The organism is Micromonospora globispora (assembly GCF_003857015.1).
Taxonomy (GTDB): domain Bacteria; phylum Actinomycetota; class Actinomycetes; order Mycobacteriales; family Micromonosporaceae; genus Micromonospora; species Micromonospora globispora.
In genome coordinates, this window is the sequence record NZ_QGGF01000693.1 from 41,251 (window position 1) to 56,872 (window position 15,622).

Sequence of the window (15,622 nt, forward strand, 5' to 3'; positions counted from 1 at the left end):
CGCTCGGCCCGCACGATCGCGGGTTCGTCGGGTTGAGGGTCACCGCCCGGGAGGGGCGGCTGGCCCCTACAGCGTAGCAATCGATTTCTCTTGCGGTTTGCGGTGGCGCTTGCACCGCGGGTGCGGCCCTGTCCCCGTGTCACGCCGCGGCCACCTACCTGCTGGGGCCTCAGCGGTCTCTTCTGATGGACAGCTTGAGCGCAATGGCCCAGGCTGGTTCTGCTGACGTCGTCCGAGCCAGGAGCCGTTTCTTCGATGAGCTACACCGCCGACACCGCCCGCTACGACACGATGACCTACCGCCCCTGCGGCCGTAGTGGCCTACGCCTGCCGGCCGTGTCCCTCGGCCTGTGGCACAACTTCGGCACCGACCGGCCCCTCGACACGCAACGGACCATCGTCCGCCGCGCCTTCGACCTGGGTATCACCCACTTCGATCTGGCAAACAACTACGGCCCGCCGTACGGTTCCGCGGAGGAGAACTTCGGTCGCCTGCTCGCCAGCGACTTCCGGCCGTACCGCGACGAGCTGGTCATCTCGACGAAGGCCGGCTATAACATGTGGCCCGGCCCGTACGGCGAGTGGGGCTCCCGTAAGTACCTGCTCGCCAGCCTCGACCAGAGCCTCAAGCGAATGGGGCTCGACTACGTGGACATTTTCTATTCGCACCGCTTCGACCCCGACACACCGCTGCAGGAAACAATGGGAGCACTCGACGCGGCAGTGCGGCAGGGCAAAGCCCTGTACGTCGGGATCTCCTCCTACTCTGCGGGCAAGACCGCTGAAGCGGCTGCGATGCTGCACGAGCTCGGCACGCCGCTGCTCATCCATCAACCCTCGTACTCCATGCTGAACCGGTGGATTGAAGACGACCTGCTCGACACGCTCGAGCAGGAAGGTGTCGGTTGCATCGGATTCTCCCCGCTGGCGCAGGGGATGCTCACCGACCGCTACCTTGCCGGTGTGCCGGAGGGTTCACGGGCCAGCCGGGACACTTCCCTGTTCCCCGAGTGGCTGAACGAGGAAAACCTCACCAAGATCCGGGCGTTGAATGAGATTGCGGCACGGCGTGGACAGACCCTGGCTCAGATGGCCATCGCGTGGACACTGCACGATCCCCGGATGACCTCGACCCTGATCGGTGCCAGCAGCGTGGCCCAGCTCGAAACCAACGTGGCGGCCCTGGACAACCTGGCATTCACCGCAGCGGAGCTGGCCGAGATCGACAAGTACGCCACGGAGTCGGGCATCAATCTCTGGGCGCGCTCCAGTGCCGGATGACGAAATGTGGCGGGTGCAATATGCCCTTCTTCATCGTCAGGGAATCCAGGCGGCGCAGGTCGGCGGGGAGTCGACGACCTGCAACGCTCTGATCAGGGCTTCCTGCTCGGTGACCTCTTCGGCGGACCTGAAGAGGTCACCAAACAGCCAGAGCTGTGTAAGCTTCAACGTCTTGCCGATCGTCATCAGCGCTGGGGCAATGGTTCGTGTTCCCCCTGGGACACGACCCATAGGCCCACGGTGCGCGCTGAGATCAGCTTCAGCGTGCACCGTTTGCGTTTCGGCGTGGAAGGTCAGGCGCAGGCCGAGCTGGCGGTAGACCTTGGCTTTGTCGGCCGGGTCGGCGTCGCGGAGCACACGGCAGACTCGGCTCCGGTAGCCGCTGGTGGGTGAGCCTGCCGGACATCGGCAACGGCTACTTCATCCACGATCCCGGCCTGATCACGTGCCGGGAGGTGACGTCTGTCCGTGGCCGCGTCACCGCGGACGTGGTCGTGTTCGACCAGTGATGGCGGGGGCACCCTGTTCGCGGTGGAGGCGGTGACCGGCTCGCCGGTTTACCGGCTTCCTGCTGGCGAGACCGTCGCCGGTGTCTACCGCAGCGACGACCGACGATTCGACCTGATGGCAGAGAACCTGACCGGGTTTCTCAACCGGCTGCGTGAGCTGGTCGAGACGTTCGCCGCCACGGGCTCAGCCGAAGACCTGTAAAGACAGCTGGCACATCCCGGGTCGAGCGGTGGGACGTCGTGGCTATCCGGGACGGCGCCCGGGTTGGCCAGCCCGGGACCCCGTCCCGTCGAGGTGAAGTGGCTGTCAGCTGAGCGGGATCGCGCCGAGGAGGCGCAGGCCGCAGCGGGAATCGGTTTGTGTCGATCATTGGACACCAACCGAATTTTCGCGGTGCGCCAAGATCGATGATGGCGTGCACCGTTCTGTTTCTGGCGTGTAGATGAGTTTCAGGCCGAGGCCGAGGGTGAGGCGCTGCGGAAGGTGCGACGGTAGGCGTCCGGAGGTACACCGACGGTGCGGTTGAAGTGTCGGCGCAGCGTCGTGGCGGTTCCCATGCCAGCCGCCTGCGCGATGGCGTCGATGCTGTTGTCGGTGTTCTCCAGCAGCTCTTGGGCCCGGCGGATCCGCTGCGTTGACAGCCAGTGCAGCGGGGTGGTGCCGGTTACCGACTTGAAGTGGCGGGCCAGGTTGCGGGAGCTCATGTTCGCCTGGCGAGCCAGGTCCTCCACGGTCAGCGGACGGTTGAGCCGTTCCATCGCCCAGGGGAGCAGGTTGGCGAGGGGATGGTCGTCGCGGGTGGGCACCGGGGTGGTGACGAACTGGGCCTGGCCGCCGGCGCGATGCGGCGGCACGACCAGGCGGCGGGCGACGGCGTTGGCGACCGTCGAGCCGTGGTCGCGGCGGATCAGGTGCAGGCACAGGTCGATTGCGGCGGCTTTGCCGGCAGAGGCGAGCACGTTGCCGTTGTCGACGTAGAGCACGTCCGGGTCGACCTTCACCCGGGGATAGCGGGCGGCCAGCGCCTCGGTGTGGGCCCAGTGGGTGGTCGCGTGCAGTCCGTCCAGCACCCCCGCGGCGGCCAGTACGAACGCACCGGTGCACAGCGAGACGATCCGGGCGCCCGCCTCGTGGGCCGCGCGGACGGCGTCGAGCAGGTCGGGTGGCACGTCCGCGTCGATGTCTTCCACGGCGGGGATGATCACGGTGTCGGCGCGGGCGAGTCGATCCAACCCGTCGTCAGGTTCCATCCGGAATCTGTCGATCCGGACCGGGCCCGGGCCGCAGACCACGAGGTCGTACCAGGGGTCTGCCAGGCCGGAGGGGTCGCGGACGAAGACCTCGCAGGCCATGGCGAGCTCGAAGTGCAGCATCCCATCGGTGGCGGCGAGCGCGATAGTGGCCATGTCCGAAACTGTATGGGGCCTGGCGTTCCAGACACTGGTCCGGGCCGGCCGCTGCCGAGAGGATCTCCTCATTCGATCTTTCCAGGAGCACGGAGGAACTGGCAGATGGTGGTTCAGACCGTGGCGGTGTTCGGTGCGTACGGACACACCGGGCGGTTCGTGGTGACGGAGCTGCGCGATCGCGGGTTCGTCCCGCTTCTCCTCGGCCGCGACGCGGGCAGGCTCCAGGCGCTGGCGGCGTCGCATCCGGGGCTCGAATACCGGGTGGCGTCGGTCGATGATCCGGCCTCGCTCGATCAGGCATTGAAGGGCGCGGCCGCGGTCATCAACTGCGCCGGCCCGTTCGCCTCGACCGCGGCCCCTGTGATCGAGGCTGCCCTGCGCACCGGGGTCCCGTACGTGGATGTGGCGGCCGAGATCGAGGCCAACCTCGACACGTTCACCCACTTCGCCGACCGCGCTCATACCGCGGGCGTCGCGGTGGTCCCGGCGATGGCCTTCTTCGGCGGACTCGGCGATCTGCTGGTCACGACGGCGATGGGGGAGTGGACGGCGGCCGACGAGGCGCACGTCGCGTACGGACTGAGCAGTTGGCACCCCACGGCCGGGACGCTCGCCTCCGGCACCGTCTCCCGGGAACGGCGCGATGGCCAACGTGTCCGCTACACCGGAGGCCGGCTGGAGTATTACGTCTCCGAGTGCGGCTTGCCGACCCTGGAATGGGACTTTCCCGCTCCGATGGGCCGCCGGACCGTCCTCGGCGAGTTCACGATGGCCGACGTCGTCACCGTCCCCAGCCACCTGTCCATCTCCGAGGTGCGCACGTACATGACCACCGAAGCGGCCAGGGACCTGGCCGCTCCAGACACACCCGCACCGACTGCGGTCGACGAGCGCGGCCGGTCGGCGCAGACGTTCACCGTCGACGTGATCGTGCGCTCCGGCGACACGCAACGACGCGTCGTCGCCAGCGGCCAGGACATCTACGCCATCAGCGCACCGCTGGCGGTCGAAGCGGTCCATCGCATTCTCGGCAGTCGGACGAGGACGAGCGGCGTCGCCTCCGCCGGCGAGATCTTCGACGCGCCCGACTTCCTCCGCGCGCTGTCCCCGCACATCTCGCTCGAACCGCGCCACGAGTCTCGCGCGCCACAGTTCGCCTGATCGCCCAGCCACAGGCACCAGCCCGGATAGCCCCCCGATGTCGGCGTGCCGCACTCTCACGACGGGCCTGGGAGCAAGCGAGTCCCGGCTGGGGACGATCCAAAAGGAAACGGGGCTATCTGGGCGTCAGTTGCAGTTCACCCTGTATGACAATCATGGATTTGTGGTCGACGTCGCCCCTCGGACACGACCCATAGGCCCACGGTGCGCGCTGAGATCAGCTTCAGCGTGCACCGTTTGCGTTTCCGGGTGGTAGGTCAGCCGCAGGCCGAGTTGGCGGTAAACCTCGGCCTTGTCCGCGGGGTCGGCGTCGCGGAGCACAGTGACGATGTCCCCGAGGGTCCGGACCAGGACCGCAATCTGTGTTCGGCTCATCCGGCGTGGCGCCGGAAGGTCGGCCGTGTGAAGATCGGCTCGCCGGCACCGCCCGAGTTGACCGTAAGGAACAGGGCGGCGGGTACGACCATGTCCCGGCCGCCGCGACGACGGGCATCAGGGCCGCCCGCCATTCCCGCAGATGGCCGGAGACCAGCTCGCGTTTGATCTCCAGCGACACGACGAGGAAGAACAGCGTCATCAGGGTCGTTGACCCGGTGCCGGAGATCCATGCTGCTCAACGAGCCGAACCCGCCGACGGTGAACACGAACCGGGTGGTCCAGAACTCCTCGTACCAGTGCGCCAACGGCGTGTTCGCGGCGACCAGGGCGGCGAACGCTGCCGCGAGCATAACCGTCGCCCCCGCGCTGGCATCTGGCGCATCGTCAGGTTGGTGCGCCAGTACGCGGCCACCAGCAGTACCGGGTCGGGCAGGTCAAGGGCCCACTGCCGGCCCGGCCGGCCGTCAGCGATCGTGTCCCCGCCTCGCTCTGCGACCAGGCGGACCAGCTTGCGGAACTGAGCGGGTTGCAACCCTGTGAACGGGAAGATCCACTCGGCGCGCGCTGCGGAGATCACCTGCACCCAGGCATCCTCGATGATTGTCCTCAACAGACAGACTTCGGGGTTACGAGACGTCCCTTAGCTTGATCTTTAACCCCGAGGATCCTGTTGGGACCCCGACCGAGCAGTACGCCTCGAGATCCTCGTCGGGCGTCGGATGCGGGCTGCCTGCCGAACCTGCTCCCCGGCGGCCGCCCGGTCGCGGAAACAGCCCTTGGTCGATGATCTTCTTGTCTAGGGAAGAACATCAATAACCAAGGGCTGTTCTGGTGACCAGTGTGCATGACCGTCGTGCGGCTGATGCCGTCGGGGACCTGGACAGGTTCCGGCGAGTGTTCTACGACTGCATGACCGCGCGGGCGGACGCGTTGTTCGACCTGACGGACGCTATGTTGTGCGCCGACGGGCCGGTGCGGTCGTTGGTGGAGTTGTCGCTGGTGGGTGAGCACCGTCGTGGTCACGGGGCGTTGTACGACGCCCTCGCCTGCGGGCGGCTGGACATCGACCGGCTGCGTACCGCCCTCGCCGGGGTGCCGCTGCCGCGGGCGGCCGACGGGCGTCTCGTGCTGGCGGTGGACATCACCTGCTGGCTGCGGCCGGACGCGCACACCTCACCGCAGCGGATCCTGTGTCACACCTATGGGCGCGGTAAGGACCAGACGATCATGGTCCCGGGTTGGCCGTATTCGATGGTCGTGGCCCTGGAGCCGGGGCGCAGTTCATGGACCGCGCCGTTGGACGCGGTGCGGCTGGCGCCCGGTGCAGACGGCGCGACGGTCACCGCCGGACAGTTGCGGGACATCGTGCGGCGGCTGGTCACAGCCGGGCAGTGGCGGCCCGGGGACCCGGACATCCTGGTCGTGGCCGACGCCGGCTACGACGCGCCCCGCCTGGCGTTCCTCCTGCGTGACCTGCCCGTGCAGGTGCTTGCCCGGATGCGCTCGGACCGGGTACTCCGCCGAGCCGCGCCACCTCGGCAGCCGGGAACGATCGGCCGGCCGCCCCGGCACGGCGGCGAGTTCGTCTTCGGTGATCCCGCCACCTGGGGTGAGCCGAACGCGGCCACCGTCGCCGACACCCGCCTCTACGGCACGGCGTGGGCCCGAGCCTAGGACCGGCTGCACCCCCGGCTGACCCACCGCAACGCCTGGATCGACGCGGCGAAGGCACTGCCGGTCATCGAGGGAACCGTCATCCGCCTGGAAGTCGACCACCTGCCCAGCGGCGCGACCCCGAAGCCGGTCTGGCTGTGGTGGTCCGGCGTCGACGCCACCACCGCCGACGTCGAGCGGCTCTGGCAGACCTTCCTGCGCCGCTTCGACATCGAACACGCGTTCCGCCTGTTCAAACAGACCCTCGGCTGGACCTGCCCGAAAATCCGCTGCCCGCAGGCCGCTGACCGCTGGACCTGGCTGATCCTCGCCGCCTACACCCAGCTTCGCCTGGCCCGAACCCTGGCCACCGACCTGCGCCGCCCCTGGGAGAAACCAGCACCACCGCAGCGTCTGTCACCGGCCCGCGTCCGCAGAGGATTTCGACACCTCCGCGCGAAGGCCACCTGCCCCGCCAGCGCACCGAAACCCTCCCGGCCAGGACCTGGACCGCCACCCGGCCACCGCAACACCCAGCCCACCCCCCGTCACGACGTCCACATCACAACCACCAAGAAGACCAACAAACCGGGCACCAAAAAAACGAAGACCGCGAATCCCCGACCACGCCGAACAGGTTAAAGATCAAGTTAGGGGTAGGGGACCTGATTGTGACGGTCCGTCATCCTTTCGAGTGATCGAGCAATCCTCGCTGCTGCTGCATCAGAGTCTTGGGTAGGGCGAGGTAAGTAATGGAGCCGACGGCAATCGCCGCGATGCCGGTGTGGATCCGGTGCACCAACCATCTGAGAGTGCTGGGCAGGCAAAAGCCAACGGCCCGTTCCACGACCATGCCCTCGACGCTCAAGGCGGTCGACCGCCCGGCCGGGTACGCAGGGCGGCTGCGATCACCGGCCGCTGTCGGCGGCGGGCGTGAAGCCGAGTTGGATGTATGAGCGGGACCGTTTGCGCCACATGGCGGCCAACACGCCGACCTGCTCGTCGGCGTAGTCGTGGACCTCCACGCTGGTCTTGCCAGGGTGGGTGCGCAGGATCCGGCCGACGTACTGGACCATGCTGCCTTTGAATGACACGGGGTGGGCGAGGAACAGGGTGTCCAGCTTCGGGCAGTCGTAGCCTTCGCCGACGTATTTGTCGGTGGCGATGACGAGCAGCGGTGGCCCGTCGGAGGGCGGGTCGGCCAGGAAGGTGAGGACCTGCTTGAGGTCCTTGGACTTGCGGGTGGCGTAGAGCAGGTGCGGGTCGTGGCCGAGGTCGCGCAGTCGCTTCGCGAGGGCCTCGACGTGGGCGGTCTGCCGGGTCAGGACCAGGCAGTTGCGGCCCCGGTCGAGGGCGGTGTGGACGTCGTGGCAGACCTGGTCGTTGCGGGTGTCGTCGGCGACGAGACCGCCGAACACCACCGAGGTGATCGCCCCCGGCTTCGCGGTGTCGACGTTCTCAGGCAGGGCGAACGCGGTCTGGTGGACGTGCAGGCGGCGGTGCGGGGCTTCGGGGTCGGTCTTGTCGATCATCGGGATGGTGTGTCGCTTGGGTCCGCAGTGCATGAAGATGATCGGGCCGAGACCGTCGCGGCGGTAGGCGGTGGCGGTGAGGCCGATCCAGCGGCGGGCCGGGATGCGCCGCAGCGCCTTCTCCACCGTCGGGGCGCCGGCGTGGTGGGCCTCGTCGACGATCACGAGGCCGTACCCGGACAGCCGTTCGGCGGCGTCGTCCATGCGGGCGACCGTCTGCATCATGGCCAGGTCGATTACCCCGGTCGGTTTGGTCTTTCCGCCGCCGATCTGCCCGACCCGTGCGGGGTCCATGTCGAGCACGGTGGTGAGGCGTTCGCGCCACTGGTCCATCAGCGGTGCCCGGTCAACCAGTACCAGGGTGGGTGTGCGGTGGTGGGCGATCAGGGCGCAGCCCATGACGGTCTTGCCGGATCCGGGCGGTGCCTCCAGCACGCCGTGGTCGTAGCGGGTGAGGTCGGCGACGGCGTCGGGTTGCCGGTCGCGCAGCGCCGCGGTGAACGCCACGTCGATGCGTGGCGGGTCGGCGCGCCGGTCGTCGATCTCCAGCCGGCTGCCCGCCTGTGCCACCAGCTCCGCGGCCTTGTCGGCCATGGCCCGTGGCAGGTACAGGAATTCCAGGTCCTCTGTGTAGCAGCGGATGTACCGGGGCGTGTTCCAGTTCGACAGGCGCAGGTTCTCGTTCTTGTAGAACTCCGGGTTGGCCAGCGACGCGGCGTGTTTGAGGGAGGCCAGCAGCGACGGCGGCAGACCGGCCCGGCGTACCGCGAGCATTCCCGCCCACTCGGCGCGCACCACGGCCGGTGGCGCCGCGTCGGGCCGCAGCGCCGAGCGGAACAGCGACGCCTCGGGGCCGACCGCGACCGGTCGGAGATCGGCGACCAACCGCTGCACCTCGGCCAGTGCCAGCTTGGCGACACCGGCCAGGGAAGCCCACTGGTCCGGGTACGGCGTGAACGTGCCCGGGTCGACGAAGACGGTGGTGCCGGCGTCGCGGCACTGCTTCTGCAGCGGCAGCGCGATCAGGTTGCCCAGCCCCTCACCCTTGGCAGGAAGGTGGTCCTGGGAGGGGAAGAACCGGTCATAGCTGTCCAGCCCAAGCTCACCGCGGACCGTCATCGCCTCGCGCAGCAGCCCGAACCCCAACGCTCGCGCCTCCACCGCCGGCACTGGCTCGCCGAAGAAGGTCCAGACGTGGGCGCCCTGACCGGAGCGGGAGATCTCCACCGCCGTCGGCACCCCGACCGCCTCAGCTGCCTGGACGTACGCCTGGGCGTCGAGTTGCCACTGCGCGCCGTCGAAGTCGCAGGCCAGCAGTCGGCAGGTGTCGTCGGCCAGCATCGGATACAACCCGGCGCTGATCTTCCCGGCCAGGTGGTCGTGGAGCACCGCGTCGGTCAGCGGTCGGTACCGGCGGGCCTCCTTGGCTTCCTGCCACGTCTGGCCCGGGAGTCGTTCCAGTTGCGGGTACCAGCCCTTGCGGCCGTCCTTCTCCCACCGCTGGGCGTACACGTCGTCGCGACCCATGAACAACGACCGGAACAACGCCACCCGCTCGGCCGCGATCCGCTCCCGCGCGCCAACGGATGCGGCCTGCAACGGTCGCTCCCGCGCCGGCGCCGCACGGGAACCCGGGGCCAGCCGCGCCACCTCGGCTCGCAGGGCCGCCACTTCCGCTCGGATCAACGCCAACTCGTCAGCGCAACCGCACGGGCAACAGGCGGTCGCTTGACCGGTCGATGTCGCCGTCACGCATCCATTGATACAGGGCCGCGGTGGCCGTACCGCCACCAGGGCACGCGCGTCGCACCCTTCAAACAACGCTAGAACAGGTTGGCGGTGAGTTCCTCGCGCCACTGCGCGAAGCGTTTGACATCTCGCTGATGTGGGCGGGGTCAGCACCGTAGGCGGCGAAACGGCGGTCCGGGTAGCGCTCCAGCATGCCGAACAGGTCCGCCAGGATGCGCCGGTCGAACCCCGCGTCCGATTGTTCGGCCAGCTCGCACAACCGCGCCCGGGTGTAGCGACCGCTCATGAGCGCCGCGTCGATGTCCAGAAAGTCTCGGGGCTCGGCGCGCGTGTAGAGGGCGGACATCTTGCCCGCGACGACGTCGTCGGCATGCAGGACTGGCCCGACGTCCATCATCACCGGCGGCAACGCGCGCCAGTTGGCCGCCAGCTCGACCTTGTACGGGTGCTCGGGCCGAGCGGGATCGGCGACCGCGAGCCGGGCGAAGGTGTCGAACTGCTGCGTGATCTTGACTGAATACCCGGCGGCGCGGTAGCCGTCGACCACGGCGTCCACTGCTGCGGCGAACTCCCCACGTCGCTCCCACGCCGTGAACAGGTCGACGTCCTCGCTCGGACGGTCGAGGATGCCGTGGGCCTGCACGGCGTAGCCGCCGGCCAAGGCGAACCCGTAGCGGGCAGCGACCCGCAGTCCGATCTCTGCCAGGCGGAGGTGAACCTGATCCACTCTTACCCGGCCAGCGTCTGCGGCGGCGTGGTCAGCTCGGGAAAGCGTGCCTGCCACAACGCCCGCAGCCGGGCCGGGAGCCACAAGCTGGGCCACAGGCGGCGCAGCGTCGGGCCGTGCAACCACCGACGCAAGTCGTCGACCGAATTGGCCTGGTTCAGCACCGTCTGGTACATCAGCTGCAGATCGCCGGCGTCGTGCAGGTCGTAGGTGCTGTCGCCGGACCAGTCCAGCCACCGATCGAGTGTCACCACGCCGCGAACCGGTCCGCGTAGGTCGGACAGGGTGGCGGCGACCACGAAGTGCCGCTGGTCCACGTACCGTGACCCAGGCGGTGCGCCGTTGCCGCTAGCCATGTCTCTACCTCCTGACCCAGATCGTACGTCTGAGTGGCGCCGCCGGCTGGCACGACATCGACCTGCCGGCCATCTGACCTCCCGGGCTCGGCCCGCGGCCTGATGGTCAACGCTGGAAGGACGAACACCCGCGTGCCGATCCCGCACTACAGGCGGGGACAGGGTGCCGCCGCCCGCTGGTTCGAAGTTCTCGCGCCGGACGTCGGCAGCCTTCGGCCGACCATCCCGGGCCGCGGTCCGCTAGTGCTCGAGTCGACGGGGCGGACGGACTGGTGGGGCTGGGCATTGCCCACCTTGCGGAAGGATACGCTCGCGGCTGCCCGGGCCAGATGTCGTGGAGGTGACCTTGGCACGGCTGGTTCTGACCGAGGACGAGGAGTCGGTGCGCGTCGCGGTGGGGACACGTTCCTTCGTCCAGGCGCGGGCCCACCTCAATCGCGGCGAGCTGGTCGACGTGCAGTGGGATCCGCGGGCGGGGCACGCTCATGGCCGGCTCCGCGGCGAGCTCTCCGGCACGGTGATCGCCATCGCGCGCACCGATCCGAGTGGCGACATCACTGCGGTGGAGGGAGCGTGTAGCTGCGGTGACGATCCGGGCTGCGCCCATCCGGCCGCGTTGATCCTCGCCGTCCTGTCGGCCCGAGGTGTGCCCCGCCCGCGGGCCGTGGCGCCACCGCCGGCGTGGGAGACCGCGCTGTCCCCGCTGGTCGGTACGGCGCCTGAGGCTTCCGCCGATCCGGTGTCGGACCGGGCCGGCGTCGGGTTGCAGTTCGATCTCGTCGCGGCTGCCGGACAGGCCGGCGCGGAATCGTCGTGGCGGATCGCCCTGCGCCCTGTGATGCCAGGTCGCACCGGGTGGGTGCGGTCGGGGATCTCCTGGTCGAATCTCAGTTACGCCTGGTACGGGCAGCCGAGGCGGGTGCAGCGGCACTGGCAGCTCCTCAAGGAGATCCTGGCGCTGTCCACGGCGGCCGAGGACCGGCACTACTACAGCGGCTACCAGCAGACGGTCTACCTGGACGCGTTCGCGAGCCGGCGGATCTGGGACCTGCTGAGCGAGGCTCAGGAGACCGGGTTGCCGATGGTGCAGGCCGGAAAGGCGGCCGGGCGGGTCGTCGTGTGTCGGGAACCGGCGCGGGTGTCGGTACGGGTCGAGCGGACCGGTGACGGTCTGCTGCTCGTACCAACCTTGCTGGCCGACGGCGTGCCGGTCGCCCCGGATTCGTCTCTGCTGGTCGGCCAGCCGGTTCACGGCGTCGCCTGGTGGGGCGTGCGGGGACAGGCCGCCCCGCGGCCACGGGACAGGGTGCTGCGGCTCGCGCCGCTGGCGGGGCCGCTGGAGCCGGGCATCGCCGGCATGCTGGCAAAGCCGGCGATCCGGGTTCCCGCCGGCGACGAGGCGCGGTTCTTTGAGCAGTACTATCCGAGCCTGTTACGGCAGGCGGAAGTGGTCGCGGTGGATCCGTCGGTGCGGTTGCCCGATCTCGGGGCGGCGGCGTTGACGTTGACGGTGGGCCGCATGGCCGGGCATCGGCTCTCGCTGCGATGGGAGTGGGTGCTGCCGGTCGGTGACCGTCATCATCGGGAGCCGCTGTGGGCGCCAGCACCTGTCGCGCACGTCGCCGACCGGGAGAAGGTGGTGCGGCGGGTGACCGAGATGGTCGCCGACCCGGCGCTGGGCCTGCTGGAGTCAACGCCTGCGGGACCTCGGCTGGCGACCACCGCTGACGTGGCCGGCGACACGATGATCCGGTTCCTGAACGACATCCTGCCCCGGCTGACCGACATCGACGGCGTCGACGTCGTCACGAATCTCGACGACGCGGCCCCCGCCTACCAGGAGACGCTGCAGGCCCCCGTCATCACGTTCGCCAGCGCAGACACCGGCGGGCAGCCGGACTGGTACGACCTGTCGGTACAGGTGACGGTCGGCGGTGAGCAGGTGTCGTTCGACGAGCTCTTCGTCTCGCTCGCCGCGGATCAGCAGTACCTCATCCTGCCCAGCGGCACGTACTTCAGCCTCGACCGTGCCGAGTTCCGCCAGCTGCGCGACCTGATCGCCGAGTCCCGCGCGCTGGACGACCCGCCGCCCGGGGTGCTGCGGGTCGGGCGCTTCCAGGCCGGGCTGTGGCAGGAACTGGCGGAACTGGGCGAGGTCACCGGCCAGGCCGCCGCCTGGCAGGAGGCGGTGCGCTCACTGTCCGACGCGGGCAACCGCGTCGAGCATCCGATCCCATCGGGGCTGAAGGCCACGGCGCGGCCGTACCAGCAGGACGGGTTCCGGTGGCTGGCCGCCCTGCACGAGCACCGACTCGGCGGGGTCCTCGCCGACGACATGGGCCTGGGCAAGACCCTGCAGGCATTGGCCTTGATCTGCCACGTCCGCGAGCTCGGCGGTCCGCGGACGCCGTTCCTGGTCGTCGCCCCCGCCAGCGTCGTGCACAACTGGGCGAGCGAAGCAGACCGGTTCGCACCGGACCTCGTGGTCACCACCATCACCCAAACCCGCGCGCGACGCGGCGCGACCCTCGCCGACGCGGTCCGCGGCGCGGATCTGGTGGTCGCCTCCTACACCCTGTTCCGACTCGAGTTCGAAGACTACGAGGCCCTCGACTGGGCCGGGCTGATCCTCGACGAGGCCCAGTTCGTCAAGAACCCCCACTCCCAGGGATACCGCTGCGCGAAGCAACTCCCGGCACCGTTCAAGCTCGCCATCACGGGCACGCCGATGGAGAACAACCTCCTCGAACTGTGGTCCATGTTGTCCATCACCGCGCCTGGCCTGTTCCCCCGCGCGGACCGGTTCACCGACCACTACCGCAATCCGATCGAGAAGGCCCACGACCCGGAACGGCTCGCCCAGCTACGACGGCGGATCCGGCCGTTGATGCTGCGCCGCCGGAAGGCCGACGTGGCCGCCGACCTGCCGGACAAGCAGGAACAGGTCATCGAGCTGGACCTCAACCCGAAACACCGCAAGGTGTACGAGACCTACCTGCAGCGGGAGCGGCAGAAGGTACTCGGACTGCTCGGCGATCTGCAGCAGCACCGGTTCGAGATCTTCCGGTCACTGACCCTGCTGCGGCAGGCCAGCCTCGACGTCACCCTGGTCGACCCGAAACACCGTGCCGTACGATCAACCAAACTGGACGTGCTGGCCGAGCAGGTCAGCGATCTCGTCGCCGAAGGCCACCGGACTCTGGTGTTCAGCCAGTTCACCCGGTTCCTGGACGCCGCCCGGCAGCGGTTGGAGGCAGCGGGCATCCGCTGCTGCTACCTCGACGGGGCCACCCGCGACCGGGCGACGGTGCTCGCCGAGTTCAAGAACGGTACGGCACCGGTGTTCCTGATCAGCCTCAAGGCCGGCGGTTTCGGGCTGAACCTGACCGAGGCCGACTACTGCATTCTGCTCGACCCGTGGTGGAACCCCGCCACCGAGGCGCAGGCCGTGGACCGCGTGCACCGCATCGGGCAGACCCGCAACGTGATGGTGTACCGCCTGGTCGCCAAGGACACGATCGAGGAGAAAGTGATGGCGCTCAAGGCCCGCAAGGCCGAACTGTTCGGAAGCGTCCTCGACGGCGGTGATTTCGCGTCCGCGCAGCTGACCGCCGCCGACATCCGAGACCTGCTCCAATAGCGCACCTCGCCGCAGCCCTCACGCCGGTCGCGGCGGCCGATCGGGGATGAGGGCCGCAGCGAGCAGCGATGATGACCACCCGTCAGCGGCTGCTTCTCCACAGTGCCCGCTGACTGCTATAGGATTACTGCATGAGCACCCATGCTGAGCATGGGTGCCGCGAATTTGGGTACGATCCCCCCTCGGACACCAGTTCTGGTGGAGTTCCACCGAGTATGAGTCGGGCTCGGTTCCGCGGTGGTGCGCACACGGCACCCATGCTGTAACAAGTGATCCTGGGCGCTGGCGAGCCGTACGTCGCTGCCGGCGCGTAGCGGCGTGTTCGCAGTTGGACCGGCCATGACACCACCTCGCCGCCGCGATCGTGAGCAGCTCATCGGCGTGCTCGTCCCGGCCCCGCTTCCCGACCGACCGCGGCCCCGCCAGGTCCCTATGCCGGCGCTACCCGCACCACGTCCGCCTGCAATCGCCTCGCCCAAGGTGGGCTGTATCGGCCCACGTAGTCGCGAGCGCGGGGGAGCGGGTCATGCCAGTACTGGTCCGGCATGCGGTGGTGGTGCGTCTCGCAGAACTCGGCGAGGCTGTGTATGATCTTGACGCGCTGCAGCGGTTGGCCTTCGAAGTCTGTGTTGATCGCCAGCAATTCCGGCTCGGGATTCCAACCCGAGTGGTCGAACGCCCAGCCATCCCAGACCGTGTAGGCGTGGAAGACCTGCCGCTCGCCCGCGAGTCGCACCGCCGCTATCTCGATTGGCCGGTCTGGGTAGGAATCTCGGCAAACCCAGGCGAGGATGTGACACGCTCCGGCAGCGAAGAAGGCCTGGTCCGTCCGTTCCCATGCGACGCGTTGGTCTGATCGCTCGATCGCCGTCCGACGAAACGCTCCTGCTGCTGTGGCTGCCACAGGCCGGACGTTAGTGGATGGCCCGACGTATCTGCTCATGGACCGCGATGAGCGCGCTCATGGCACCCCTTTATGTCAAGACACCGCTCGGAGGGCGGGTTTAGGCTGGCTGGTGGCGGGTCCGGGAAGTGGCTTGTCCGAAGGGCCGATGTCCGGGGTCAGGTCGGTCACGCTGGATTGCAGAGTCGTCCCCGGGTGCCCTCCCGGATCCGCCGCCTGCCTGCGTTTCTGGTCGGCGACCATGCGGGCGTAGACGACGTTGGACAGTCGGCGTTTCAGCGCGCGCATGGCTTCCATCGACGTCTTCCCGGCGCCCTTCTTC

The 15,622-nt window shown here is 68.7% G+C and carries 9 protein-coding genes and 5 pseudogenes; 6 read left to right on the forward strand and 8 right to left on the reverse strand.

Annotation, left to right across the window (positions count from 1 at the left end; translation table 11 throughout):
- Window positions 1-255 precede the first annotated feature (255 nt).
- A complete protein-coding gene (mgrA, locus tag DKL51_RS32425) occupies window positions 256-1,281 on the forward strand; it encodes an L-glyceraldehyde 3-phosphate reductase (protein WP_109945092.1) in 1,026 nt (341 codons plus the stop codon).
- A gap of 36 nt (window positions 1,282-1,317) precedes the next feature.
- Here mgrA and DKL51_RS32430 read toward each other — a convergent pair whose 3' ends face one another.
- Window positions 1,318-1,638, reverse strand: coding sequence for a hypothetical protein (locus DKL51_RS32430; protein ID WP_123809626.1), 321 nt, complete (start codon window positions 1,636-1,638; stop codon window positions 1,318-1,320).
- Between the two features lie 174 nt (window positions 1,639-1,812).
- On the opposite strand from DKL51_RS32430, the gene DKL51_RS32435 reads away from it, so the two are divergent.
- Window positions 1,813-1,992: a hypothetical protein gene (locus DKL51_RS32435; protein WP_109945093.1), complete on the forward strand. Its 180-nt coding sequence runs from the start codon at window positions 1,813-1,815 to the stop codon at window positions 1,990-1,992.
- Window positions 1,993-2,240: 248 nt separating this feature from the next.
- On the opposite strand, the gene DKL51_RS32440 is transcribed toward DKL51_RS32435, so the two are convergent.
- Complete coding sequence (locus tag DKL51_RS32440) at window positions 2,241-3,197, reverse strand: helix-turn-helix domain-containing protein (protein WP_109945094.1); 957 nt, start codon at window positions 3,195-3,197, stop codon at window positions 2,241-2,243.
- Window positions 3,198-3,302: 105 nt separating this feature from the next.
- On the opposite strand from DKL51_RS32440, the gene DKL51_RS32445 reads away from it, so the two are divergent.
- Window positions 3,303-4,361, forward strand: coding sequence for a saccharopine dehydrogenase family protein (locus DKL51_RS32445; RefSeq protein WP_109945095.1), 1,059 nt, complete (start codon window positions 3,303-3,305; stop codon window positions 4,359-4,361).
- Between the two features lie 223 nt (window positions 4,362-4,584).
- Here DKL51_RS32445 and DKL51_RS35950 read toward each other — a convergent pair.
- Window positions 4,585-5,089: pseudogene (locus DKL51_RS35950) on the reverse strand (Na+/H+ antiporter NhaA).
- A gap of 20 nt (window positions 5,090-5,109) precedes the next feature.
- Window positions 5,110-5,322, reverse strand: a pseudogene (locus DKL51_RS32460) (IS5/IS1182 family transposase); the annotation flags it as partial.
- A 248-nt stretch (window positions 5,323-5,570) separates the two neighbouring features.
- Here DKL51_RS32460 and DKL51_RS37010 point away from each other — a divergent pair.
- Window positions 5,571-7,034: pseudogene (locus tag DKL51_RS37010) on the forward strand (NF041680 family putative transposase).
- Window positions 7,035-7,300: 266 nt separating this feature from the next.
- Here DKL51_RS37010 and DKL51_RS32470 read toward each other — a convergent pair.
- From DKL51_RS32470 to DKL51_RS32480, 3 genes and pseudogenes are all read right to left on the reverse strand, one after another.
- The gene (locus tag DKL51_RS32470; RefSeq protein ID WP_123827043.1) at window positions 7,301-9,610 is read right to left on the reverse strand and encodes a DEAD/DEAH box helicase; all 2,310 of its coding nucleotides are present in this window, start codon (window positions 9,608-9,610) and stop codon (window positions 7,301-7,303) included.
- Window positions 9,611-9,747: 137 nt separating this feature from the next.
- Window positions 9,748-10,400: pseudogene (locus DKL51_RS32475) on the reverse strand (nucleotidyl transferase AbiEii/AbiGii toxin family protein).
- A 2-nt stretch (window positions 10,401-10,402) separates the two neighbouring features.
- Window positions 10,403-10,756: a hypothetical protein gene (locus tag DKL51_RS32480; RefSeq protein WP_109945098.1), complete on the reverse strand. Its 354-nt coding sequence runs from the start codon at window positions 10,754-10,756 to the stop codon at window positions 10,403-10,405.
- 346 nt (window positions 10,757-11,102) lie between these two features.
- Between DKL51_RS32480 and DKL51_RS32485 the strand changes: the two genes are divergently transcribed.
- The gene (locus DKL51_RS32485; RefSeq protein WP_207783870.1) at window positions 11,103-14,396 is read left to right on the forward strand and encodes a DEAD/DEAH box helicase; all 3,294 of its coding nucleotides are present in this window, start codon (window positions 11,103-11,105) and stop codon (window positions 14,394-14,396) included.
- Window positions 14,397-14,922: 526 nt separating this feature from the next.
- Window positions 14,923-15,252, forward strand: a complete 330-nt coding sequence (locus tag DKL51_RS35430) for a hypothetical protein (protein ID WP_165823125.1) — start codon at window positions 14,923-14,925, stop codon at window positions 15,250-15,252.
- A 123-nt stretch (window positions 15,253-15,375) separates the two neighbouring features.
- Here DKL51_RS35430 and DKL51_RS32495 read toward each other — a convergent pair.
- Window positions 15,376-15,622, reverse strand: a pseudogene (locus DKL51_RS32495) (IS110 family RNA-guided transposase); the annotation flags it as partial.

Excerpts from the sequence above, each read along its gene's own strand:
- mgrA (WP_109945092.1), top strand. The coding sequence starts at position 256 with ATGAGCTACACCGCCGACACCGCCCGCTACGACACGATGACCTACCGC.
- DKL51_RS32440 (WP_109945094.1), bottom strand. The coding sequence starts at position 3,197 with ATGGCCACTATCGCGCTCGCCGCCACCGATGGGATGCTGCACTTCGAG.
- DKL51_RS32445 (WP_109945095.1), top strand. The coding sequence starts at position 3,303 with ATGGTGGTTCAGACCGTGGCGGTGTTCGGTGCGTACGGACACACCGGG.
- DKL51_RS32480 (WP_109945098.1), bottom strand. The coding sequence starts at position 10,756 with ATGGCTAGCGGCAACGGCGCACCGCCTGGGTCACGGTACGTGGACCAG.
- DKL51_RS35430 (WP_165823125.1), top strand. The coding sequence starts at position 14,923 with ATGCCAGTACTGGTCCGGCATGCGGTGGTGGTGCGTCTCGCAGAACTC.